Raw genomic sequence first — 24,479 nt, forward strand, 5'->3', positions numbered from 1 at the left:
TCTGTCGCGGAGAATATCCAGGTGTTTTTCGCCGATCCGCATTCGCCGTGGCAGCGAGGTAGCAATGAGCGGATGAATCGGGATATCCGGTTTTATTTCCCCAAAGGCACCAACTTTACCGATGTCACCGACCAAGAGGTCGCCGAGGCCGAAGCATTGCTGAATAACCGGCCGCGAGTCGTGCTCGACGGGTTAACTCCTCGGGAGGTAATCTCTGGTGTTATCCATGATGCAATGACCGCCTGACCCTACCGCCCGAAAATTGGCTTGAAAGTGTCATAAACTCATACAGTTTCATATGTGCAGCCCGTGTTCATATGTGCAGCCCGCGATTTTTGAGATCGCTGCGGAATCCGAAGTTGGGTAGGGGAGGGACAAAGGCAGGGCGGGGACACTGCGGCGCCTGGAATCGGTGCGGTCGGCTGCGGGGCGTCATGCAGTAATTGGTTTAACCAAAATCCACCGATAGTTGTTTTTCTACGATTTTCTAGAATTTTTAGCGTGAAATTACAAGGTTGTGGTGCGTCTGTGTACAACATCTTGTGCGCCAGAGATCTCCGAACAGGGAATACCATGGTTGTGAGTACTACATCTAGTATGACTAGAGTTTTCTAGGCACCAAGTGTAGTGTTTTCGATGTCGAGCCAAGGAGAGCTAAAAGGACCTGTCTGCCACCCGTACTCGGTTTCTCATGAACCCTGGGAGCTTTCGGTCATTCAACCAATCCGCTGATTCCTCGGCCGCTTCCGTTGTTTGTACGAAGTCGATCCGATTCATTGGTCTTACCCAAAGCCAGAAAGTTTGTGAGAGTCATGGTTACCGTTTACAGCAAGCCTGCATGTGTCCAGTGCCGCGCTACCACTCGTGCCCTCGATAAGGCTGGAATTGCCTACGATATCGTCGACATCACCATGGACGATGAGGCTCGGGACTACGTCATGGCTCTCGGTCACCTCCAGGCGCCGGTCGTTGACACTGGCACTGAGACCTGGTCGGGTTTCCGTCCGGATCGCATCAAGGCTCTCCAGGCAGCGTAAGAATCACACACCTCTCCGCAGATTTCGTTGACCACCCGGGAAGCGAAGATTGCGGGGGTTTTGCGATGTAAAGGGTGAAGCTCTCATGCTGGTGGTGTATTTCTCCTCGGCGACGGGGAATACACACAAGTTTGTTGAAAAGCTAGGTATCAAAAATGCCCGCATTCCCATCCGTCGTAATGAGCCGGAGCTTATCGTCGATGAGCCCTATGTCCTCATTTGTCCGACTTATGGTGGTGGCGTTTCCATCAGCGGTGGTAACTCAAGGCCAGTTCCTCCGCAGGTCATCAAATTTCTTAATAATGAGCACAACCGCTCTTTCATCCGAGGTGTGATTGCTGCCGGCAATCTCAACTTCGGTGAGGACTTCTGTAAAGCAGGGGATGTCATCTCCTACAAGTGCAAGGTTCCATATCTATATCGCTTCGAGCTGATGGGAACCGACCACGATGTGCGGCGAGTCCGAGAAGGGCTAGAGGAATTCTTCCACGGTAGAGCCAGCGCCTAAGTTGGCAAGCCTCAGTGCCGAGGGAAGGGGCACTGAGGACAACCGAATGGATACGCTCGCGGAAGCCGTCGTAAAGCGGTGTGCGAGGAAAATAGCTAGATTGGATTGCTCTGGGCAGTGTTGGAACAGACCCTGTGCAGGCAAATGAATATTAAAGGAGTCAACGTGTCGGAAATGGGCAAGCAGGTCGCGGAGCCGGTGGGTGAGGACAAGCTGGATTACCACGCGCTCAATGCGCTGCTGAATCTGTACGGTGAAGACGGCAAGATTCAGTTCGATAAAGACCGCATGGCTGCGCGGCAGTTCTTCTTGCAGCATGTCAATCAGAACACTGTGTTCTTCCACAACTTGCGGGAGAAGCTCGATTATCTGGTAGAGAACCATTACTACGAGGCTGAGGTTCTGGAGAAGTACGAATTTGAGGACGTCAAGGCGCTGTTCAAGCAGGCCTACGCCCACAAGTTCCGTTTTCAGACTTTCCTGGGTGCTTACAAGTACTACACCTCGTACACGCTGAAGACTTTCGACGGCAAGCGTTACTTGGAGCGCTACGAAGACCGTGTGTGCATGGTTGCTCTTACGCTTGCCGACGGCGACTTGGGGCTCGCGCAGCACCTGGTTGATGAGATCATCGCCGGACGCTTCCAGCCTGCTACTCCTACATTCCTCAACTCTGGTAAGGCCCAGCGCGGCGAGCCGGTGAGCTGCTTCCTGCTGCGTATCGAGGACAACATGGAGTCCATTGGCCGCGCCATCAACTCCTCGCTGCAGCTGTCCAAGCGCGGCGGTGGTGTGGCGCTGCTGCTGAGCAACCTGCGTGAACAGGGCGCTCCGATTAAGCACATCGAGAATCAGTCTTCCGGTGTCATCCCGGTTATGAAGCTGCTGGAGGACTCCTTCTCCTACGCTAACCAGCTGGGTGCTCGCCAGGGAGCAGGCGCTGTCTACCTGCACGCGCACCACCCGGACATCATGCGCTTCCTGGATACCAAGCGTGAGAACGCGGACGAGAAGATTCGCATCAAGTCGCTGTCGCTCGGCGTTGTCATTCCGGACATCACGTTCGAGCTGGCCAAGCGTAACGACGACATGTACCTCTTCAGCCCGTACGATGTCGAGCGTGTCTACGGTAAGCCGTTCGCGGACATTAGCATCACCGAGAATTACGCGGATATGGTCGAGGACCCGCGTATTCGTAAGCAGAAGATCAACGCGCGTCAGTTCTTCCAGACCATCGCTGAGATTCAGTTTGAGTCCGGCTACCCGTACATCATGTTCGAGGACACGGTTAACCGCGCGAACCCGATTGAGGGCCGCATTAACATGTCGAACCTCTGCTCGGAGATTCTGCAGGTCAACACCCCGTCGACCTACAATGCGGACCTGTCCTACGAGCACGTGGGTGAGGACATTTCCTGTAACCTCGGTTCGCTGAATATTGCGATGACCATGGACTCGCCGGACTTTGGTCGCACTGTCGAGACTGCCATCCGTGGCCTGACTGCGGTCAGTGAGCAGACTTCTATTGACTCGGTGCCATCGATTCGCAAGGGCAACGACGGATCTCACGCCATCGGCCTGGGGCAGATGAACCTGCACGGCTACCTTGGCCGCGAGAAGATTATGTACGGCTCGGAAGAGGGCCTGGACTTCACCAACGCCTACTTCGCAGCAGTGCTCTACGCAGTCCTGCGCGCATCCAACAAGATTGCTCGCGAGCGCGGTCAGAAGTTCGTCAACTTTGAGAACTCTGACTACGCCAGCGGCAAGTACTTCGATAACTTCGATCCGGCAGAGTTCCAGCCGAAGACTCAGCACGTCAAGGAGATCTTCGAGAACTCCACCGCGCACATTCCGGACGCTGAGGACTGGGCGCAACTGAAGGCCGACGTCATGGAGTACGGCCTGTTCAACCGTAACCTGCAGGCAGTGCCGCCGACCGGTTCGATTTCCTACATCAACAACTCGACCTCGTCGATTCACCCGATTGCATCTCAGATTGAGATTCGCAAGGAGGGCAAGATCGGTCGCGTATACTATCCGGCTCCGCACTTGGACAATGACAACCGTGAGTACTTCCAGGACGCCTACGAAATCGGCTACGAGAAGATCATTGACACTTACGCGGTCGCTACCAAGTATGTTGACCAGGGACTGTCGCTGACCTTGTTCTTCAAGGACACGGTGAGCACTCGTGACCTCAACCGTGCGCAGATTTACGCATGGCGCAAGGGTATTAAGACTCTGTACTACATCCGCCTGCGTCAGGTTGCGCTGGAGGGTACTGAGGTCGAGGGTTGCGTATCCTGCATGCTTTAAGCAAGCGTGCTTGAGGGCTAGGCATCTAGTGCTTCAGTTGTAGCGCATTGAAGGCGCGAGAATTTCCCCGAGTTTTGCCGGGAGATTCTCGCGCCTTTTTCGTCACTCCACCCAATTGGGAACAAATGTAAATATCACTATTGACGGTTGTAATCCAGGTAATTAACCTGGGCAGTGGTACACCAATGTTCGCATAATTTTCACCCACGGCTAGTGGGGGAAGGGGCTGGAAGCCATGTCCGATACCACTGGTAAGAGCACTCCACACATCAACCCAAAGGGTGCGCCGATTGCAGAAACCATTTTGTTGCCAGGTGACCCGCTGCGTGCCAAGTTCATTGCGGAGACCTATTTGGACGATGTCGTTCAGTTCAACAAAGTTCGCAACATGTTGGGCTTTACCGGCACCTACCAGGGGCAGGAAGTGTCCGTCATGGGATCCGGTATGGGCATTCCGTCTATCTCGCTGTACTCCTGGGAACTTATCCATGTTTTCGGCTGCAAGAAGCTGATTCGCGTCGGTTCGTGCGGTGCGTTGCAGCCGGAGCTGGATCTGTATGACGTGGTTATCGGCCAGACGGCGTCGACTGACTCCAATTTTCTATCGCAGTACAACTTGCCGGGAACGTTCGCCCCGTCCGCATCTTTCCGTCTGATTGAAGATGTTCGCGATCGTGCCCGCGAGCAGGGCATCACTACACACGTCGGCAACATCTTGTCCAGCGATATTTTCTACAACTTCCAGGATGATGTGAACGACCGTTGGGCACGCATGGGTGTGCTGGCGGTGGAGATGGAATCTGCTGGCCTTTATGCCACTGCCGCCGAGGCCGGTGTGGAGGCCATGGGAATCTTCACTGTGTCGGACAACATCGTCACCGGTGGAAAGACCACTCCGGAAGAACGTGAGAAGGCCTTCACGACGATGATGGAGCTGGCATTGCCGCTGGCTCGACTCTAGTGTCCTGGTCCGCAATCAATTGGCTTGAAGTGTGAAATAGGTACAGTGCGATGAGCAATCCCGCCAGCAATACCAGCTTGAACGTGAATCCCCGTGAAAGCGCAGCGTCCAAGGCTGCCGCGCCAAACCCTAAGGCCGCAGTCCCGGTCTTGCTGTTTTCCTTTGTATTCTGTTTGGTCTTGGACAATGGCTTTAAGTTCATGACCAAGCCGATTGCGGAATCTCTGGACCTCAGTGTCTCCACGGCCAGTCTGCAGGCGACACTCGCCGGTATCTTGATTGGCATTGGAGCGGTGGTGTACGCCGCATTGGCGGACAGCATCAGTATCCGCAAATTGATGATTGTCGGTATCGGCTTCGTCGCCGTGGGCTCTCTACTGGGTTATTTCTTCCAGGGAGTATGGCCAATCGTGCTTACTGCCCGCATTATTCAAACTGCGGGCCTGGCGGCGGCTGAGACACTCTACGTCATCTATGTCACCAAGTACCTAAGCCCAGAAGATCAGAAAACCTACCTCGGCTTTTCCACCGCGGCCTTCCAAGCCGCGCTGCTGATTGGAACGTTGACCTCGGGAATCGTGGCTACCTACATTTCCTGGCCGGCTATGTTCCTGATTTCGCTCATTCTGATTGTTGCCATTCCGTTCCTGATCAAGACAGTTCCGGAGGAGCAGCAGCAGAAGAGTCACCTGGATATCTTTGGCCTGTTCCTCATCGCGGTCATCGCCACTGCGGTGATGCTGTTCATGCAGCAGTTCCAATGGTGGTGGCTGGTTGCCGCTGCGCTGGGCGTCGCGCTCTTTGTCTGGCACATCCGGACACATGACAACGCCGTGGTCAGCCCGTCGTTCTTTACCAATGCTCGCTACGTTTGCGCGCTGATTGTTGTGCTCGTGGTTTACATGGTCCAGTTGGGGTATTCGGCCATTCTGTTGCCGTATATGGTCGACGAGCTCTATGGCATCAACCTCGACGGTGCTGCCTATATCCTCGCGCCGGGCTACCTCTGCGCTGTCATCGTCGGTGTAATGTCTGGCAAGGTTGCCAAGTTCCTGCCCTCGAAGCAGGCCATTGTCGCGGCTATCAGCATCATCATCGTGGCGTTGCTCATCCCCGCAGTGCTGCCGGGGGCCGGTGTTGCCACGGTTATCGTCTCCATGATTCTGTTCCCATCAGGGTTCGCGCTCATGTATGCGCCGTTGGTCGCGACCGCACTGCAGAACATTCCTGCCGCCAAGTCCGGTGTTGCAATCGGTTTCTACAATCTGACGATCAACATTGCCGTCCCGGTTGGCATCGCGTTAACGGCCATGCTTGTTGATTCTCGACCGGCCTTCTTCAGCACCCTCTCCATCGCGCAGTCTGAAGCAGAAGGGGTCTCCGCTACCATCGCTTGGTTGCTCGCGCTCATGGCTGTCGTAGGTTTGCTGGTGTACGTCATCTCCGACCGCATCATCAACGACACGGCGGAAAACCGAGAGAAGGTTCACGCCTAGGTTCGCGCAACATCTTGCGCTTGGTGCTTGACGACGGACATTGCGTCGTCAAGCACCTTTTTCTTTGTGTGACGTGGGGTTAGGGGAGGGGTGCCGGGAACAAGAATCGGCAAGTGGGGCGATTTCTTCTAGGCCACGTGCTTAATAATGCGGGTGTGGGTAAGCTGCTAAGGGTAGTGGCTCCTTTCATCGGGAGCCTGACGTTTTGTAGTGGGACAAGGCTGGAATAGCCACCGCTGCAGCCGCTGTTTTGGACTCATAAAGAGTGAAGGACGTTCCTTATATATAAGGTGTGTTCGGAAAACGGCAATATCAATGAAAAAGGGAGAGGTTTCCACGTGAGTTTCGATGATTGCCCACCCTCGACTCCGGCCCACCGTGAGAAGAATCCAGAGTCGCGTGCATGCCCAGTTGCGGCTATTGACTGGAACACGATTCCTGATGATAAGGATCTCGAGGTTTGGGATCGTCTGACCGGTAACTTCTGGTTGCCGGAAAAGGTGCCGCTGTCGAATGACATCAAGAGCTGGAATACGCTCAACGCACTGGAGCAGCGCACCACGATGCGCGTGTTCACTGGTCTGACCATGCTGGACACCATCCAGGGCACGGTTGGTGCAGTATCGCTCATCCCGGATGCGCTGACTCCGCACGAGGAAGCTGTGTACACCAATATCGCCTTCATGGAATCGGTGCACGCAAAGAGCTACTCGTCGATTTTCCAGACGCTGGCGTCGACTCCTGAGATTCAGGATGCGTTCCGTTGGGGCGAGGAGAATGAGTACCTGCAGAAGAAGGCCAAGATTATCCTCGACTACTACGAGGGCGATAATCCGCAGAAGAAGAAGGTCGCTTCCACTTTGTTGGAGTCCTTCCTGTTCTACTCGGGCTTCTACCTGCCGATGTACTGGTCCAGCCACGCCAAGCTGACTAACACCGCGGACATTATTCGCCTAATCATTCGTGATGAGGCAGTTCACGGTTACTACATCGGTTACAAGTACCAGCGCAACCTGGAGCGTCTGACCCAGGCCGAACGTGACGAGCTGAAGGATTACACCTTCGACCTCATGTTTGATCTCTACGACAACGAGATTCAGTACACCGAAGAGATGTACGACGAACTCGGTTGGACCGAGGATGTCAAGCGTTTCCTGCGTTACAACGGCAACAAGGCTCTAAACAACTTGGGCTACGAGGGTATGTTCCCGGCCGACGAGACTCGCGTTTCGCCGTCGATCCTGTCGGCCCTGTCGCCGAATGCTGACGAAAACCACGACTTCTTCTCGGGTTCCGGCTCTTCCTACGTCATGGGTAAGGCTGAAGTAACCGAGGATGAGGACTGGGACTTCTAAAAGCACAGGTGTAGGGAACATTCCGCATCGAGCCTCACTCTGGTGACAGCACACACACGGGGGTAGTAGTCCTAGCCTCGACGGTTCCTGCTAAATAGGCGTTAGCCCAGGTTAAGACAATTCTCAGGAAACTAATAGTGTGCTTAGCTGAGTGGGGAAGTGAGCCGGAAAATCCCTTAGCCTTAACTTTTTCCAAGGTTCAGACTAGAATCTGGCACATAGCGGTAGGTGGGTTCGCCGTCGCGTACTCGCCTGCACTATTCTCACAAGGACAAAACTTAAAATCCCTGTAGTGAGTTACAGGAAATCTTCGCGTAGTAAGGAGGAAGAATGACTGCAGTAGCGCCTCGTCCAGATCATGGCGTTGTAGCGCCGGAACGGCCGCAGCCGTTCGGACATGAGCGTAAGGGCAGCTGGGCGTGGGAAATGCTGACCACGACCGACCACAAGAAGCTGGGCATCATGTACATCATTATGTCCTTCTCGTTCTTCTTTGTCGGCGGTCTGATGGCTCTGCTTATCCGTGCTGAGCTCTTCGCCCCAGGACTTCAGTTCCTTTCTAACGAGCAGTTCAACCAGATGTTCACCATGCACGGCACGGTGATGCTGCTTCTGTTCGGTACCCCGATTGTTTGGGGTTTTGCTAACTACATTCTGCCACTTCAGATTGGTGCTCCGGACGTGGCTTTCCCGCGTCTGAACGCTTTCGGCTTCTGGCTGACCACCATTGGTGGCATTCTGATGCTGTCGGGCTTCCTGACCCCGGGTGGTGCTGCTGACTTCGGTTGGACCATGTACTCCCCGCTGTCTGACCCGATTCACTCTCCGGGTGTCGGTTCTGACCTGTGGATTGTCGGTGTCGGTGTTGGTGGTGTCGGTACCATCGCTTCCGCCATTAACATGACCACCACTGTCCTGTGCCTCCGTGCACCAGGCATGACCATGTTCCGTATGCCAATCTTCACCTGGAACATCCTGGTTACCTCGATCCTGGCTCTGCTGATCTTCCCGATTCTGACTGCAGCTGCTCTTGGTGTTTTGTACGACCGTAAGCTGGGCGGTCACATTTACGACCCGGCAAACGGTGGCGCAATGCTGTGGCAGCACCTGTTCTGGTTCTTCGGTCACCCAGAGGTCTACGTCCTGCTGTTGCCGTTCGTGGGCATCATCACCGAGGTCGTTCCGGTCTTTTCCCGTAAGCCGCTGTTCGGCTACGCAGGTATGGTCTTCGCAACCCTGTCTATTGCAGGTCTGTCCATGGCTGTGTGGGCACACCACATGTTCGTGACCGGTGGCGTTCTGCTTCCGTTCTTCTCGTTCATGACCTTCCTGATTTCGGTCCCGACCGGTGTTAAGTTCATCAACTGGATGGGCACCATGTGGCGTGGCCACATGACCTTCGAGGCTCCGATGACTTTCGCTCTCGGCTTCATCGTGACCTTCCTGTTCGGTGGTTTGACCGGTATTATGCTGGCTTCCCCACCGCTGGACTTCCACGTCTCTGATACTTACTTCGTCGTGGCGCACTTCCACTACACCCTGTTCGGTACCCTGGTCTTCGCTTCCTACTCGGGCGTTTACTTCTGGTTCCCGAAGATGACTGGTCGTATGCTCGACGAGAAGCTGGCAAAGGTTCACTTCTGGCTGACCTTCATCGGCTTCAACCTGACCTTCCTGGTCCAGCACTGGCTGGGTAACGAGGGTATGCCGCGTCGTTACGCCGACTACCTCGAGACTGACGGTTTCACCACCCTGAACATGATCTCCACCGTTGGTGCGTTCATCCTGGGTCTGTCTGTTATCCCGTTTGTCTGGAACGTCTTCAAGTCCTGGCGCTACGGTGAGGTCGTCACTGTTGATGACCCGTGGGGTTACGGTAACTCCCTCGAGTGGGCTACTTCTTGCCCGCCGCCGCGCCACAACTTCACCTCGATGCCGCGCATCCGCTCGGAGCGCCCGGCGTTCGAGCTGCACTACCCGCACATGGTTGAGCGTCAGCGCGCAGAGGCCCACGTTGGTCGTCAGCTCTAAGAGCTAGTGGCTACATGGCTGATGCAACTCTGAGTTAATAACTACGCGAAGCTAAGGCCCCATCACGGTTCTCCGTGATGGGGCCTTAGTCTTGTCTTTGAGAGTCTTTCCTAGGGAAGAGGCAGTAAGAGAGCGCAGGGAGAGCAGGGGGGGGCAGGGAGCGCCAGAAGGGCAAGAGAGCAGGGCGATGGCTAGCGCCTGTCACTGGCCACCCACTGAAGTGCGGAATCCCACTATGCGATGAGCACTCTGCCGGGGCTTCATGCGATACTGGATTGGTGAATGAACAGGTAATTATCTCTCCCAGTCAGTCTGTAGATACCGATGCTCTATCGGTTTCGTTGGCACCGGGACTAGCTCCGGTGCTTATTACCGCTGTTGGCCGAGACCGCCCGGGTGTCTCCGCAGCTTTCTTCCGCGTGCTCGCGGCCCACGGAGTTCAAATTTTGGATGTGGAACAGTCGGTGTTCCGCTCTAATCTGAGCCTCGGTGCGCTTGTTGGTGTCACAGAAGAAAAGGTCGGTGTTCTCCGTGAGGGACTCATTGAAACACTGAAGCCTCACGGCATGACTGTCAGTTTCCAGCTGGATGCCCCGATTGAGCGCAGCGATGGCTCCACCCACGCACTTGTCGTGTTGGGCAATCCGGTCAACGCTGAGGATATTTCCCGTATCGGCCGCACTCTTGCTGATTACGGTGCAAACATCGATTCCATTCGCGGTATTGCTGACTACCCAGTCACTGGCCTGGAATTGCTGGTCTCTATTCCGGACCCGAAGCCGGGTGCGGGCATTCCGCTGCGTAAGGCACTGGCCGAGCTTGCACAGGACCAGGACATTGACATCGCAATTGAACGCGCTGGTTTGCAACGCCGCTCCAAGCGCTTGATTTGTTTCGATGTGGACTCGACCTTGATTACCGGTGAGGTCATTGAGATGCTGGCCGCCCATGCTGGTCGCGAGGCGGAGGTTGCAGCGGTTACAGAGCGCGCTATGCGCGGTGAGCTGGACTTCGCCGAGTCACTGCATGAGCGAGTTAAGGCTCTGGCTGGCCTGCCGGTCAGTGTCCTAGAGGAAGTCACTAACTCCATCGAGCTGACTCCAGGCGCCCGCACCACGATCCGCACGCTGAAGCGCCTCGGTTACAAGTGTGGTGCTGTCTCCGGTGGCTTTATCCAGATCTTGGAGCCGCTGGCAAAGGATCTCGGTCTGGACTTTTACAAGGCGAATACCCTCGAGGTCGAGGACGGAAAGCTGACTGGACGCGTGGTCGGCGATGTCGTCGATAGGCAGGAGAAGGCCCGCAGCCTCAAGACGTTCGCCGCAGAGTCGGGGCTTCAGATGCATCAGACCGTTGCGGTCGGCGATGGGGCCAATGACATCGATATGTTGTCGGTCGCAGGCCTTGGTATTGCTTTCAATGCCAAGCCGGCGCTGAAGGAAATCGCTGACACGTCCGTCAACGTTCCATTCATGGACTCGATTCTGTTCATGCTGGGCATTTCCCGCGATGAAATCGACGATGCCGACCGCGAAGATGGCACCTTCCGCCGCGTGCCGTTGGAGCAGTAGTGCAACGCGAGGATCACAAGGATCCAGCTGTCACGGACGCATCATCGGTACCGGAGTGGTTCCGTATCGCCCATAATCTCCTGCCGCAACCTGATAGGGAAGACCACGGCGAGGATGTGCCGTGGGCAATGGCTATTGTGCTTGAGGTTCCGAAGAAGGAACGCCCCTCGCGCACTGCGCTGCTCCGCGCTGCCGCGATGGCTGTTGTTGCTTGTTGCCTGGACGAACGCGCAGGCGATGACACTTCTGCCTATCAACAAGGTCTGGCGTCTTGGTACGGTGCGCGCATCCGCAAGCTCACACGTCGCGCTCGCAATATCGGCTGGCAACGCGCTCAGCTTGCACCGGGTGTCACCGTGGACGTCGACGGCGCGCAAGCTCGCGCACTAGTGCCAACTCCTGTCGACGAAACCTACCCGGAGATTGCCAAACTACAAATTTCCGGCACCGATTTGCCTTACGACGACCCGGAGAACACATCTCCCGGCGCCCCGGGCGACCATGAGAGCGCTGACACCTTTGCTCCGCCAGTGATTTGGGTGGACAAAAACCTGAATATGTCCGTAGGAAAGGTGGCCGCGCAAGTTGGACACGGCTCAATGCTCTATGCGGCCAGTCTGTCGGTCGAGGACGCTTGGGCGTGGGCGCAAAGTGGTTATGCGTTAGATGTGAAAGAAGTACCGCGGGAGCAGTGGCCAGCGCCAGAGCTCCGCGCGGTTGAGGTTCAGGATGCCGGGTTTACCGAGATTGCTCCCGGTTCAGTCACCGTGGCGGTGACCCCTGGGGCAGTAACTCACGACTGAGCGCGTGCTGCCTCCATGGCCTTGAGATCCTTGCGCAGAATCTTGCCCGTCGCCGACTTCGGGATTTCATCCATGAACTCGACTGCTCGCACCTTCTTGTACGGTGCGACGCGGTCGGCGACGTAGTCCATAATCTCGTCTTCAGTCACCTGCTCGCCCGCCTTGATGACGACGTAAGCCTTAGGAATCTCCTCGCCGTCGGAGCGAACGACACCACTGCAGGCGGCATCGGCAATATCCGGGTGGCTGAGCAGCACGGACTCGAGCTCGGCCGGCGGAACCTGGTAGCCCTTGTACTTAATCAGTTCCTTGAAGCGGTCGACGATGTACACATTCCCGTGTTCGTCGAGTTCCGCAACGTCGCCGGTACGCAGCCAACCGTCGACAAGCGTCTCTGCCGTCGCCTTCGGGTTGTTGAGGTAGCCCTTCATCACCTGTGGACCATGAATCCATAGCTCACCTGCCTCCGAGCGCCCCTCGGCGGGAACCGGGATTTCCTCAAAGCTGTCGGAGTCGAGGTTGACAATCTTGTACTGAGTGTTGGGGACTGCGCGACCGATCGAGTCCAGCGGACTATCGTGGCCGATGCGGATGTGGGCTGCTGGCGAGGACTCGGTCATGCCGAAGCCCTGTGCGACCACGCAGTCAAGGCGCTTTTCCACCTGTTCCGCGAGGTCAAGTTGGAGAGAAGCGGCACCCGAGAAGATTGTCTCCAGGCTGGACAAGTCAAAGGAATCGACAGCTGGGTGCTTGGCCAGGCCCACAGCTACAGGTGGTGCGATGAACGCGAACTTCACCTTGTGCTCGGCGATGATGGACAGGAAATCGACGAGGTCGAACTTGCCCATGGTGTACTGCGTCGTGCGGCGCCACAGGCACAGATTCAGCAGCGCAGTCAGGCCGTAGATGTGGAAAAACGGCAGGATAGTGACAGCCGGGGTGTCCTCGGTCAGCGCGTTGACTGTAGCTCCACCCGCCTGAGCGACGTTGGCCACCAAGTTGCGGTGAGTGAGCTGGACGCCCTTCGGTACACCGGTGGTTCCCGAGGAAAACGGAATCACGGCAACGTCATCGGGTGATACGTCGACGTCCGGGGCGCCGTGCCCCTCGGCAAGCAGCTCGCCCATGCCGTGGAGACCCGTCAGGCCGATAATCATCTCTTCCGGCAGACCAGCAGCCTCAGCGCCGTGGGCGCCAGCCCAACCGATTGAGGAGGTCGTTAGCATCATCTTCGCGTCAGACATCCGGAGTTGGTTTTCAATGTCCTCCGCAGTTGCCAGCGATGCGACCGTCGTGCAGACAGCCCCCGCGCGTAGGACACCGTGAAGAGCGACCGCGAAGGTTGTCGAGTTGGGGCAGTGGAGAGCCACAACGTCGCCCTTCTTAATCCCACGTGCTGCCAGCGCACCCGCAAACTTCTCAATGCTGGCCTTCAGATCACCGAAGGTGACCTCGGAGCCTGAGTCAACGATTGCAAGCTTGTCCTGGTGACGTGGCTCAATTTCTCCGAAGAGGAACTCAAAGAGTGAGGTCTCCGGGATGTCGATGTCGGGGAGGTTGCTGGAAAGGGGCATGCAGGAAATCGCCTTTCTAATCTCGTGCACGGCTGCCAAGTGTCCTGCTTCATTAGCTCGGGCACTGTAGCAGTGCTGTGTTTCACATCACAATAATGTATTGGATAGAAAAGCGTGGGATTTTTTCCAGAAACTATGCCTAATCCAGCGTCACCTCGTGAGCCCAGACAGCCCCCTCTGAATCAGCTTTGGGTCAGCCGCTGCAACGCTCCAGCCGCAATATCCAGGTTGGTCGTCCGCCAGAAGTCAGGCATCGACGCGGCAATCCAGGAACCATAGCGTGCAGTAGCCAACCGTGAATCCAGTACCGCAACAACCCCGCGGTCATCGACTTGGCGTAGCAGACGACCAGAACCCTGCGCCATCAGCAGCGCTGCATGTGTCGCTGAGACCTCCATAAAACCGTTTCGGCCAGCGGCATTAGCCGCATCGGAGCGCGCGGACAAAAGCGGGTCGTCGGGGCGGGGGAACGGGATGCGATCGATGATGACACACGATAGCGATGGGCCAGGAACATCGACGCCTTGCCACAGCGTCAGCGTGCCAAACAAGCATGTCTGCGGATTAGCTGCGAAGCGATCAACCAGAGCACCGATAGAGTCATCGCCTTGGCACAGCACGTCGTAAGGCAGGCGCTTGCGCATTTCCTCCGCCGCTGCCTCGGCGCCTCGGCGAGAAGAAAACAGCCCGAGCGTTCGCCCACCAGCGGCGCGGATGAGGCGCTCCATGATCGCGAACTGCTCCGGTGTGGCGCCGTCGCGTCCAGGTCGTGGCAGGTCGCGTGCGACGTAGAGGATGCCAGATTTCTGCGGGTCAAAGGGCGTGCCGACGTCCAAGCCATCCCACCCACCGGAGGGAAGCCCCCAAGCGGCGGCCATGGCATCGAACTTGCCGCCAAGAGCAAGTGTTGCTGAGGTCAAAACGACGGTGGATTCGCCGAAGAGGCGTTCGCGAAGCAGTGCTGCGATGGACAGGGGAGCGACATAAACTGTCTTGTTCTCGCCAGGCCATACGACATCGTCGCTACTGAACTCTAGAATTCGCACGACTGTGTCGTGCATATTCTCCACGGCAGCGCGGACGGTCTGGCGCTCAGTGTTGTCAGAGTCAGAACTCGAACCACCGGAGCCCGACCCGCCAGAGCTGCCTGAACTAGAGGTGCCTAGCGTGGTCTGTAGTTGCCACAGGCTATCGCGGAGCGAAGCTAGCGCCGCTCCAAGCTCACCGGGAATTTCTTCGAGTGCGCCGCTGTAGGCGTCGGCAAGCAATGCGACGGTCTCGCCGAGTAGATCCGTGGCATCGGTGACATCATCCACCTGCTCTGCGGCTCCGAATTTGCGGGCGCGCCGGGCCATCATGGTGATACCGGCAGGGGAGAGCTCGTCGGTGGCAACAGAGGTGATTCGACCGTCGAGCTCGTGAGCCTCGTCAATGACAACGCAGTCGTGCTGCGGCAAAATCATGGCGTCGGAGAGCGCATCGATGGCCAACAGTGCGTGATTGGTGACAACGATGTCAACGTTGGAGGCCTCGCGGCGGGCTTGTTCGGCGAAACACTCCTCGCCGAAAGGGCAGGAAATGGCACCGACGCATTCGCGAGCCGTGACGGAGACCTGCCGCCAGGCTTCGTTGGAAACGCCCTTGTCCAGGCTGTCGCGGTCGCCGGTGTCGGTGTCATTGGCCCACTCGCGTAGCCGCATGACCTCGGCAGCGGTTCGGCTGAGCTGCGCTTCGCTGAGGAGGGCAGTGGGGCCAACGGCGTCACCTGAGCTGGCCTGCTCGGATTCATCACCGTCCATGACGGGATCTTTGATGACATTTCCGACCTTGGACTTGCACAGGTAGTTCGAGCGGCCCTTGAGGATTGCGAAGGTTGGCGTGCGGGACAAGTGTGGCTCTAGCGAACTGACTAGCCGCGGCAAGTCGCGTTCGACCAGCTGGCGTTGCAGCGCAATGGTCGCCGTGGAAACGATTACAGACTCGTCGGACTCCATTGCTTGCACAATGGCAGGCACCAGGTAGGCCAGCGACTTACCCGTACCGGTGCCTGCCTGTACCGCTAGGTGCCGCTCGCGCGCAAAGGCGGAGGCCACCGACCGGGACATTTTGACCTGATTCGGTCGAGTCGTTCCGCCGAGTCCCTTCACTGCCGCATCGAGAAGAGCTTCGATGCTATCCGCGTTATGGACGCTGGCTCTCGGTGAAGCTAGCTCGTCAACATCGTCAAAGTCCTCAAAGTCGTCCGATAGCTCAGCAAAATCTGCGTGCCCGATACTGTCCGACACAGTTCCCCCGCCGCCTAAACGCCGTGAAAACGGACGGACAGTACCGGCTCGTCACGGGAAAGTGCAAGTCCCTCCCACGGGAGGCTGACCAGCGCTTTAACCAAGTGATCGCGGGACTCCTCCAAGGTCGGTAGACCATCGACGACCTCGCCATCGCGCATCATCGGAATGGTCAGATCGCGGTAGTGCAGGTTGCCCACATCCGGGATTTCTGAGCCGAGCGGGAAAGCGATTTCCTCCACGGCGGTACCGGAACGACGGCAGGTACGAATAGCCGCCTTCACGCCACCGTGGCTTCGCTTGTCCAACGAGCGCTTGGCGACGGGCACCCCATCAACTTCGACCATCTTGTAGACCAGGCCCGCAGTCGGTGCGCCGGAGCCAGTGACTACAGAGGTGCCCACGCCGTAGACATCGACCGGCTCTGCCCTCAGCGCCGCAATGGCGAACTCGTCGAGGTCAGAGGACACTACGATGTTGGTGTTGTGCGCCCCCAGCGAGTCGAGCTGCTGACGCACCTGGCGAGCGAGAACTCCGAGGTCGCCGGAGTCAATACGTACACCGCCGAGTTCCGGACCCGCGACCTCAATAGCCGTATTGACGCCCTCGGTGATGTCGTAGGTATCCACCAACAAAGTGGTGTCGGTTCCCAGTGTGTCAATCTGAGCCTTGAAGGCCGCAGCCTCGTTCGTCGTGCCATCTGGGTTGGTGTGCAACAGAGTCCACGCGTGCGCAGCGGTACCGGAGGCTGGGATGTTGTACCGTGCCGCTGCCTCCAAGTTGGAGGTGGCGCTAAAACCTGCCAGGTAAGCGGCGCGGGCAGCAGTCACAGCTGCTTCTTCATGAGTGCGACGCGAACCCATTTCAATAATCGGGCGCCCACCGGCAGCCGTGACCATTCGGGTTGCTGCCGAGGCGATGGCGGAGTCCGCATTGAGAATGGAGAGAATAACAGTCTCCAAAATGACGCACTCGGCGAAAGTGCCTCGCACCGTCAAAATGGGCGAGGCGGGGAAGTAGAGCTCTCCCTCGCGGTAGCCGTCGACTTGGCCACTGAAGGAATAGTTACGCAGGTAATCCAGCGTCCTGTCATCGAGGAAGTCCAGCGAAGCCAGCTGTTCCTCGGTGAAGCGGAAGTTGCGGATAGCATCCAACACACGCGCTGTACCAGCGACAACGCCATAGCGACGCTCATTCGGCAGGCGACGGCCAAACACCTCGAAGGCGACCTGGCGCTCGCCGGATCCGTCGGCAAGCGATGCCTGCAGCATCGTCAGCTCGTACTTATCGGTGAGAAGGGCGGTGGAGGAATGCTTATCAATCACGGTCAACAGTCTAGTCGGCTGAAGCGGGCCGGGGCAGTCGGTTCCGGCGAGCGCGCGCCACTCCGTACTATCCTGGTGCCTATGAGCATGCCAGCAGCAACACCGATGCCCACTATGGATGCCGATGTCGTGACGGAATCGAACCGACCCTGGCAGTGCATTGTGTGGGATGACCAGGTTAATTCGATGAGTTATGTCACCTACGTGTTTCAGATGCTCTTCGGCATGGACCGAAAGAAGGCGCACGCGCTGATGATGACGGTTCACACGGAGGGCAAGGCAATCGTGTCTTCCGGTGAGCGTGACAAGGTGGAGGCCGATGTGAAGAAGCTCCACAAGGCAGGCTTGTGGGCAACAATGGAGCAGGCTGACTAAGCCGATATTCGACAGCGGGAGAGAATTTACATGCGTCCTTGGAAGCGCAAGCGATCCCTTCTCGGCGGTGGCGTCAAGTACGTCACGGCTTTTGAAGGCACGGAGCGGGATTTGCTGCTGAATCTGGCTGCTACTGTGGCGGACTCGCTGATGGAGCGAGCCCGGTCGGCACCGAAGGATGAGCTCGCGGAAATGACGGGAATGCCTGTCGGACACTCCGAGGCCCCATCCGATCCGAAGCTTGCGCGCCTGTTGCCGGACTTCACCAAGCCGGGTGAGGAGAGCGTGGAGGGGGAAAACGCCCTCATGCGCCAGCTGCATGAATCGGAGATTGTAGAGAGCAAGCTCCATTCCCTGCGTGCGATTATCGACGCCCTGGAGCCCGCCGAGTCGGGGCAGGTATCCATTTCCGAAAGTGATGCCCATGCCTGGGTGGCGGGTATCAATGACCTACGTATTTACCTGCATGTTTCCATGGAGAACCTCAATGGCTCCATCGAACAGATTGAGCAGACCGACGCGATGTACCAGTGGCTGTCCTACAACCAAGAGTCACTGTTGGACCAGCTCATGGGTGAGTAGCGAATCCGAGCAAAACCCCGAAAAGATGCAGTAATCAACTGAGGTTAGCTGCCATGAACTGTGGTGAAAGGTGCCGTGGTCGACAATGAATTCTGAGATCTTCGCAATCAGCCCCACCGACATTCGACACCAAGCCAGCAGTGCTGCGCTGGGCGCGAGCATCGACATCGGCGCAGGCTGTCTCGACTCCATCGACGGCATCTCTATCGGCCATGCTTCTGAGGGGGATACCGGAGTCACCGTCATCGCCGCTCCAGGCGGTGCTGTCGGCGCTGTCGATGTCCGCGGCGGCGGTCCGGGCACCCGCGAGACCGACCTGCTCGCACCGGAGAATACCGTCGAACGCGCCCACGCTGTCGTTTTGGCTGGCGGCTCCGCGTACGGCCTCGCAGCTGCCGACGGAGTTATGCGCGAACTGCGCGACCGCGGCATTGGCTTTGAGGTCACCCCAACTCGTCCGGATATCCTCGTGCCCATCGTTCCCGGTGCTGTCATCTTCGACTTGCTGTTGGGGGAGCCGACGCTGCCCACCGCTGAACTAGGGCGCGAGGCGTTGTCGCACGCGCTTGACGACGTCCCGGAGGACACTCCCTCCGGGACAGTAGGTGCCGGTGTCGGTGCTATGGCCGGGGCAATCAAGGGTGGTTTTGGACAAGCCCGTGTGACCTCCGCCGATGGTAAGTACTTTGTGGCTGCCGCAATGGTGGTGAACTCCTTTGGTGCGGTCATTGACCCGGAGGGACACCTTTACGGAATGCCCGCGGCTGCCGGTGCCAGCAAGGAGGCATTGGCCCGGCTGGACCAGGTTTTCGTCGGTAGAACCAAAATTCTCGCCGATGCGGCTGGCGACGGGGAGTCGTCGGCAAACACGCGAAACACAACGATTGGCACGTTGATAACCAATGCGCCGGTGACAACTGCGCAGTTGAAGCGGTTGGCGATGTGCGGTCATGACGGGTTGGCGCGAGCGATTCGGCCGGCTCATGCGCCGATGGACGGTGACACGCTGTTTGCCCTCAGCTCGGCCGAGGCGGCGGATAGCGGAAACGCTGAACCCGTGGGCTCGGATGTGGTGGCCCTGTTGGCTGCGATGGCGGCCGATGCGGTGCAGATGGCTATTGTCGATGCCGTGATGAGTGCAACGGGACGCGCGGAAGTAGCCGCGCTGTCAGAGATGCTGGACAAGTAGTGAAGGAAGTTCGCCAATGAATCCGCAATGGAGCTCGGGACAACAGCAGAATTACCAGAACTATGCGCAGTACCCGATGGGCGGTCCCGTGCAGACGCGGCGGAATAATCAGATTGTTCCACAGGATCGCGACGGCGGGCTCGGGGCGGCCATCAGTACGGCTATTGGGTACCTGGCACTTATCTGGACGGTCTTTCTTGTCAACGAATTCATCTTTGGTGGGGCGCTGAACAACTTCGGTGTGCGCCCACGCGAAACCTCGACGCTGTGGGGAATTTTGACCGCACCGCTGCTGCACGCAGATTACGGGCACATTGTGGCGAACTCTCTGCCCGGGGCGTTGTTCGCCGGTTTGATTGCAATGTCGTCGAAGCGGCTATTTTGGCAGGTCACACTCTTGATTACGGTCGTTGGTGGCGGTCTGACCTGGCTGGTCGGCGGTGTAAATACCGTCCACATCGGTGCGTCCGGCCTGATTTACGGCTGGCTGGCGTTTTTGGTCGTACGCGGTTTCGTGAATCGTCGGGTGATGCAGATTATTTTGGGCGTGATTCTGGCATCGATGTATTCGGGTCTTATCTGGGGAGTGCTGCCAACACAGATGGCTGTTAGTTGGCAGATGCACCTCTTCGGTGGGCTTGCGGGCATCTGGGCTGCGGTGATGTTTAAGCGCGGTCGTGCACGTGGCTAAGAGTGCACGTCGCTAAGAGCCCGAGGTACGTGGCATCAGCTCCTGACGAAATCGGCCTAGAATAGGAGCTTCGGTGTTTGACCAACGATATGAGGAGTCCAGATAGCGGTGGGAGCAGGAGCAGAAACTCAGGCAGTCAATCAGCTGAGAGCGCAGGATAGCGGCTTCCCCGACCGAACAGCGCCGATTGGCATCTTTGACTCCGGCGTCGGTGGGCTGACAGTGGCACGTGCCATCATGGATCAGCTGCCGCACGAGTCGATTATGTACATCGGCGATACTGCCAACGGCCCTTACGGCCCGTTGCGCATCGCCGAGGTTCGTCAGCACGCGGAAGCGATTGCCGATGAACTGGTTGCACGCGGCTGCAAGATGATTGTCATTGCCTGCAACACGGCTTCGGCCGCATTTTTGCGTGATGCCCGCGAGCGCTACCCAGTCCCAGTAGTCGAGGTCATTCTGCCCGCTGTGCGCCGTGCGGTCTCGACTACCAGGAATGGAAAAGTCGGCGTAATCGGTACCGCCGCCACGATTCGCTCCCGTGCCTACCAAGATCTCTTTGATGCAGTGCCTGGCGTGGATGTCTCTGCGGTCGACTGCCCGCGATTCGTGGACTTTGTCGAGCGAGGAATCACCTCTGGTCGCCAGATTCTGGGACTTGCGGAGGGCTACCTCGCGCCATTGCAGGCCGATGGTGTAGACACCCTCGTTCTGGGCTGCACCCATTATCCGCTGCTGTCTGGTGTGATTCAGCTGGCTATGGGGGAGGACGTCGCCCTAGTGTCGTCGGCGGAGGAGACGTCGAAGGATGTTCTGCGCATCCTCACAAAGACCGACATGCTCGCTGACCCGGAGAGTAATCCGAACCCTGTGCGCACATTCGAATCCACTGGAGATCCGCAAGTTTTTGCATCCCTGGCAAAGCGCTTCCTTGGGCCGGGTATTAGCCAGGTCACTATGCATTCCCAAATGTGACCTTTCTTATTAAATCCAGACACTCCATTGGTTTTTTGCTCGTTTTTGATCAATTACATGGCAAGCTTGAAGTATGCGATTGAAGGTTCTGGGATGTACAGGCAGCATGGGTGGCCCATCGGCGCCAGCATCTGGCTACCTCATTGAGCTGGATAACGGTCGAACCTTTGTCATTGATTTGGGTCCCGGTGTCCTCGCCGAATTGCAGAAGATCTCTGATCCTGCAGCTTGTGATTTGTTACTAACTCATGTGCACCCAGACCACACTGCAGACATTCCAGGGCTGCTCGTCTGGCGTCGCTTCCACCCGACAGCCCCGGCGAGTTCCCGGAATCTCCTGGTTGGCCCCGGAGACATTCACGACCGGATAGGCACCATGTGCAAAGCACTGGGAAGTGAAGAAGATGCCAACCTGGAAGACACTTTTGACCAGGTTGTGAGTAACCCAGGTGAGCCACTGTTAGTCGGTGGGGGCGAAGCGGACGGAGGCGCCGTCGTCACGCCGTATAACATGGTCCACCCGGTGCCAGCTGTTGGATATCGCATTGAAGCAGATGGTCTGACCATTGCGTACACCGGAGATACTGCGTGGACCGATGAACTGGTGGAGCTGGCGCGGGATGCGGATATCTTCATTTGTGAAGCCACATGGTGCAGCAACGAAGAGGGCACCCCACCGGATATGCACCTGACGGGCTACGAGGCCGGAAAGGCAGCGACGCTGGCGGGGGTTAAGAAGTTGGTGCTGACTCACATTCCGCCATACGCCGACGGTGAAGAAGCACTACGTGCTGCGAAGAGTACCTTTGCCGGTGACGTTGAATTGGCCTACCTGGGCATGGAGCTAGGCGGCTAGTCTCAGCGACTATCGGGTTTCCGTACAGCTGTCGCACCGCTTTCGCGCCGGGCGGTAGGGTAGTTGGCATGACTACAGCTAATTCCGATTTTCGCCGTGCCGATGGACGCGCGGTTGATGAAATGCGCAAGGTGACCATCACTCGTGGCTTCACCGACAATCCGGCCGGTTCTGTGCTGGTTACTTTCGGTAATACGCGTGTAATGTGCACCGCTTCCGTCGAACAGTCGGTGCCACGATTCAAGCGTGACTCCGGCGAGGGCTGGTTGACCGCTGAGTACTCCATGCTGCCGGCCTCTACCCACGAGCGCATGCCCCGCGAGTCAATGCGCGGCAAGGTCAAGGGTCGCACTCACGAGATTTCCCGTCTGATCGGTCGCTCCTTGCGAGCTGCTATCGACTTGAAGGAACTCGGTGAGAACACCATCAACATCGACTGTGATGTTCTGCAGGCGGATGGTGGTACTCGAACCGCTTCCATCACCGGTGCGTACGTCGCGCTGGCTGATGCCCTGACCTACCTGCATGCAGTGGGCGCTGTTCCGGGCACCCCGCTGAAGGCACCAGTCGCAGCTGTTTCGGTTGGCATTATTGACGGCCGTGTCTGTCTAGATCTGCCTTACGAGGAGGACTCCCGCGCTGAGGTCGACCTCAACGTGGTGATGACCGCAGAGGGCAAGTTCGTCGAAATCCAGGGCACTGGCGAGGAAGGCACCTTCGACCGCGATCAGCTGAATGACATGCTCGACTCGGCGGAAAAGGGCCTGCGTGAGCTCGTTGCCCTGCAGCAGGAAGTTCTGCGTGCGCCGTACCCGGGTGAGCTGCCGTGAAGCTCCTCGTCGCTACCCGAAATTCTAAAAAACTAGTCGAGCTCGACCGCATCCTGCGTGCGGCGGGTATTGATTCGGTGGAACTTCTTTCGCTTAGCGACGTCCCGGAGTACCCAGAGCGCCCCGAAACCGGTCGCACTTTTGCGGACAACGCCTACATCAAGGCTTTCGATGGTGCGAAACACACCGGCTACGCGTGTTTGGCAGACGATTCGGGGCTCAGCGTCGATGAGCTAAACGGCATGCCGGGTGTGCTCTCGGCGCGCTGGTCGGGCACTCACGGCGACGATGTCGCTAACTACGAGCTGCTGCTCGCCCAGATGGGGGACTGCCCAGATGAGCGTCGTACGGCGTCCTTCCGTACCGCCTGCGCGTTGGTCGTCCCCGGTGCCAAGGAGGTGCCGTCCGCGCTTGCCGACGGCGGTTTCCCAGCGGTCCTCGATGAAGCCGGTAATCTGCTGCTGGTTGTAGAGGGCCGCTGGCCTGGCGCCATTCTGCGCGAGCCTGTTGGGGACAATGGGTTCGGCTACGATCCGGTGTTCGCGCCCGCAGTTGGGGAGGGCAACGAAGCTGAGGGGGCCTTGTCTGCGGCACAAATGAGCGCCGAAGACAAGGACGCTTTTAGCCACAGGGGGCGTGCACTGCGTGCCTTGACTCCGGCGCTGAAAATTCTGGCTGAGGTTGAGGCTAAGGGGTAGCCCTGGGGCGAGCCCTCGGGCTGCCGAGAGCCCGCTACTTCAGCTGGAAAGCGGTCTCGACTTCCTCACGGCGCTTCTTCTCGACAAAGAAGGAGAGGAACGGGACCACGCCACCGAGCGCGGTGATGATCCACTTTGCTGGTTCCCAGCGGGCTTTGGTGCCCAGGTTTACGGTGGCAATGAGGAATGCCATGTAGCCGAAGCCGTGAATCTGGGCGGTGTAGAAGAACCACCGCGGCGCGTCGGCGGAGTTGTCGAGGATGAGGTACTTGTAAATCATCTCGGCACACAGCAAGAGCAGCATCACACCCGTGAAATAGGCGGTGACGGAGAAGTACGTCAGTGCCTTCCTTACGCGCTCTTGACGATCTGGATTGATGTTGGTCACTAAAAGTCCTTTTCTCGAATAAGCAGTTATCGCCTAGGCGTTGGTGCCAGAATCCGTCGATTGTGTCTCATCCACACGCTGCACCTTTCGCGAGCCATCCGGGTTGGTCGGCAGGAATTCGTCTGGGATTTCCGTCATGACATCGTCTTTAGCCTCAAATGCGGCCTCGCTATTGCCGCTCAGGCGTTCGCGTTCGTACTCCATGTACTTGCGGTAGGCCCAAATAAAGAACAGGCCGAAAGCTGGCCACTGCAGTGCGTAGCCCAGGTTTTGGAATGAGCTGGTTGTGTTCCACCTGCTGAGCTGCCAGTAGGCGAGTACAAGAGTGGCGCCGACTGCAAGAGCCAAGAAGATTAGTTGCACCACGCGGGTACGAGTGGGAATCTTCGCTGGCTTGTCAGTGGTATTGGGATGCTGTGAAGTGGACACATAACCACCATAGCTAGTCCGTGACCTGCCAAGCTAGCGCGCTCGCTGGATAAGGCAGGGGATGGGACATTAGGAATTCAGCTAGGACATTAGGAAATCTGCGGCAAACCCGTTAAAGTGTGTACAGTCCAAATGAGCTGTGAAAGTTCGTTGCGCCTGTAGGTGGCTTATCAGTAGTCCATGCTTACGGGGACTGTACGT

General features: G+C 57.7%; 23 protein-coding genes. 18 read left to right on the forward strand and 5 right to left on the reverse strand.

All coding sequences use genetic code 11. The annotated features are described in order from the left end of the window. From QP982_RS05370 to QP982_RS05415, 10 genes are all read left to right on the forward strand, one after another. Positions 1 to 246: transposase (locus QP982_RS05370; RefSeq protein ID WP_502870633.1), on the forward strand; the 246-nt coding region annotated here is incomplete at its 5' end. Between the two features lie 566 nt (positions 247 to 812). Beyond that, on the forward strand, positions 813 to 1,037 hold the full coding sequence (nrdH, locus tag QP982_RS05375) for a glutaredoxin-like protein NrdH (RefSeq protein ID WP_005511161.1): 225 nt from the start codon (positions 813 to 815) through the stop codon (positions 1,035 to 1,037). An 85-nt stretch (positions 1,038 to 1,122) separates the two neighbouring features. Beyond that, positions 1,123 to 1,545, forward strand: coding sequence for a class Ib ribonucleoside-diphosphate reductase assembly flavoprotein NrdI (nrdI, locus tag QP982_RS05380; protein WP_049181994.1), 423 nt, complete (start codon positions 1,123 to 1,125; stop codon positions 1,543 to 1,545). Between the two features lie 174 nt (positions 1,546 to 1,719). Next, a complete protein-coding gene (gene nrdE, locus QP982_RS05385) occupies positions 1,720 to 3,864 on the forward strand; it encodes a class 1b ribonucleoside-diphosphate reductase subunit alpha (protein ID WP_172620253.1) in 2,145 nt (714 codons plus the stop codon). Positions 3,865 to 4,099: 235 nt separating this feature from the next. After that, positions 4,100 to 4,825 (forward strand): purine-nucleoside phosphorylase, encoded by a 726-nt coding sequence (gene deoD / locus QP982_RS05390; RefSeq protein ID WP_016422251.1) that lies wholly within the window; start codon positions 4,100 to 4,102, stop codon positions 4,823 to 4,825. Positions 4,826 to 4,875: 50 nt separating this feature from the next. Next, on the forward strand, positions 4,876 to 6,321 hold the full coding sequence (locus QP982_RS05395; protein WP_016422252.1) for an MFS transporter: 1,446 nt from the start codon (positions 4,876 to 4,878) through the stop codon (positions 6,319 to 6,321). 338 nt (positions 6,322 to 6,659) lie between these two features. After that, positions 6,660 to 7,676 carry a class 1b ribonucleoside-diphosphate reductase subunit beta gene (gene nrdF, locus QP982_RS05400; protein ID WP_016422253.1) on the forward strand — a complete coding sequence of 339 codons (1,017 nt, stop codon included), beginning with the start codon at positions 6,660 to 6,662 and terminating at the stop codon, positions 7,674 to 7,676. A gap of 330 nt (positions 7,677 to 8,006) precedes the next feature. Continuing rightward, on the forward strand, positions 8,007 to 9,707 hold the full coding sequence (gene ctaD, locus QP982_RS05405; RefSeq protein WP_005511131.1) for an aa3-type cytochrome oxidase subunit I: 1,701 nt from the start codon (positions 8,007 to 8,009) through the stop codon (positions 9,705 to 9,707). Positions 9,708 to 9,985: 278 nt separating this feature from the next. After that, entirely contained in the window at positions 9,986 to 11,278 is a 1,293-nt protein-coding gene (gene serB / locus QP982_RS05410; RefSeq protein ID WP_049193346.1) for a phosphoserine phosphatase SerB, read from the forward strand. Beyond that, a complete protein-coding gene (locus tag QP982_RS05415; protein WP_048732996.1) occupies positions 11,278 to 12,081 on the forward strand; it encodes an aminoacyl-tRNA hydrolase in 804 nt (267 codons plus the stop codon). The genes serB and QP982_RS05415 overlap by 1 nt, the downstream gene beginning before the upstream one ends. Here QP982_RS05415 and QP982_RS05420 read toward each other — a convergent pair. The 3 genes from QP982_RS05420 to QP982_RS05430 all read right to left on the reverse strand — a co-directional run bounded on the left by QP982_RS05420 (position 12,072) and on the right by QP982_RS05430 (position 17,265). After that, positions 12,072 to 13,655, reverse strand: coding sequence for an AMP-binding protein (locus QP982_RS05420; protein ID WP_069359083.1), 1,584 nt, complete (start codon positions 13,653 to 13,655; stop codon positions 12,072 to 12,074). The two genes, QP982_RS05415 and QP982_RS05420, sit on opposite strands and share 10 nt — an antisense overlap. A 182-nt stretch (positions 13,656 to 13,837) precedes the next feature. Then, the gene (locus tag QP982_RS05425; RefSeq protein ID WP_284870310.1) at positions 13,838 to 15,826 is read right to left on the reverse strand and encodes an ATP-dependent DNA helicase; all 1,989 of its coding nucleotides are present in this window, start codon (positions 15,824 to 15,826) and stop codon (positions 13,838 to 13,840) included. A gap of 128 nt (positions 15,827 to 15,954) precedes the next feature. Beyond that, positions 15,955 to 17,265: a nicotinate phosphoribosyltransferase gene (locus tag QP982_RS05430; RefSeq protein WP_016422259.1), complete on the reverse strand. Its 1,311-nt coding sequence runs from the start codon at positions 17,263 to 17,265 to the stop codon at positions 15,955 to 15,957. A gap of 81 nt (positions 17,266 to 17,346) precedes the next feature. On the opposite strand from QP982_RS05430, the gene clpS reads away from it, so the two are divergent. The 8 genes from clpS (at position 17,347) to QP982_RS05470 (ending at position 23,461) form a co-directional block, all read left to right on the forward strand. Further along, complete coding sequence (gene clpS, locus QP982_RS05435; protein ID WP_005511165.1) at positions 17,347 to 17,640, forward strand: ATP-dependent Clp protease adapter ClpS; 294 nt, start codon at positions 17,347 to 17,349, stop codon at positions 17,638 to 17,640. 30 nt (positions 17,641 to 17,670) lie between these two features. Beyond that, entirely contained in the window at positions 17,671 to 18,222 is a 552-nt protein-coding gene (locus QP982_RS05440) for a DUF2017 domain-containing protein (protein ID WP_005511188.1), read from the forward strand. An 85-nt stretch (positions 18,223 to 18,307) separates the two neighbouring features. Continuing rightward, a complete protein-coding gene (locus QP982_RS05445) occupies positions 18,308 to 19,411 on the forward strand; it encodes a P1 family peptidase (protein ID WP_049172868.1) in 1,104 nt (367 codons plus the stop codon). A gap of 16 nt (positions 19,412 to 19,427) precedes the next feature. Beyond that, on the forward strand, positions 19,428 to 20,102 hold the full coding sequence (locus QP982_RS05450; RefSeq protein ID WP_016422263.1) for a rhomboid family intramembrane serine protease: 675 nt from the start codon (positions 19,428 to 19,430) through the stop codon (positions 20,100 to 20,102). A 108-nt stretch (positions 20,103 to 20,210) separates the two neighbouring features. Then, positions 20,211 to 21,077 carry a glutamate racemase gene (gene murI / locus QP982_RS05455; RefSeq protein ID WP_370545756.1) on the forward strand — a complete coding sequence of 289 codons (867 nt, stop codon included), beginning with the start codon at positions 20,211 to 20,213 and terminating at the stop codon, positions 21,075 to 21,077. A 73-nt stretch (positions 21,078 to 21,150) separates the two neighbouring features. Further along, positions 21,151 to 21,933 (forward strand): MBL fold metallo-hydrolase, encoded by a 783-nt coding sequence (locus QP982_RS05460; protein ID WP_070549691.1) that lies wholly within the window; start codon positions 21,151 to 21,153, stop codon positions 21,931 to 21,933. Positions 21,934 to 22,001: 68 nt separating this feature from the next. Continuing rightward, positions 22,002 to 22,763 carry a ribonuclease PH gene (gene rph, locus QP982_RS05465; RefSeq protein ID WP_016422266.1) on the forward strand — a complete coding sequence of 254 codons (762 nt, stop codon included), beginning with the start codon at positions 22,002 to 22,004 and terminating at the stop codon, positions 22,761 to 22,763. Then, entirely contained in the window at positions 22,760 to 23,461 is a 702-nt protein-coding gene (locus tag QP982_RS05470) for a non-canonical purine NTP pyrophosphatase (RefSeq protein ID WP_049172870.1), read from the forward strand. Before rph ends, QP982_RS05470 begins: the two co-directional genes overlap by 4 nt. A gap of 34 nt (positions 23,462 to 23,495) precedes the next feature. Here the strand turns inward: QP982_RS05470 and QP982_RS05475 are convergent, their stop codons facing one another. Both QP982_RS05475 and QP982_RS05480 read right to left on the reverse strand, forming a co-directional pair. Next, positions 23,496 to 23,849, reverse strand: a complete 354-nt coding sequence (locus tag QP982_RS05475) for a DUF3817 domain-containing protein (protein ID WP_005511118.1) — start codon at positions 23,847 to 23,849, stop codon at positions 23,496 to 23,498. A 33-nt stretch (positions 23,850 to 23,882) separates the two neighbouring features. Continuing rightward, positions 23,883 to 24,278, reverse strand: coding sequence for a hypothetical protein (locus QP982_RS05480; RefSeq protein WP_049172873.1), 396 nt, complete (start codon positions 24,276 to 24,278; stop codon positions 23,883 to 23,885). Positions 24,279 to 24,479: the final 201 nt, after the last annotated feature.

The organism is Corynebacterium sp. MSK019 (assembly GCF_030232425.1).
In the GTDB taxonomy this organism is placed as follows: Bacteria; Actinomycetota; Actinomycetes; order Mycobacteriales; family Mycobacteriaceae; genus Corynebacterium; species Corynebacterium jeikeium_D.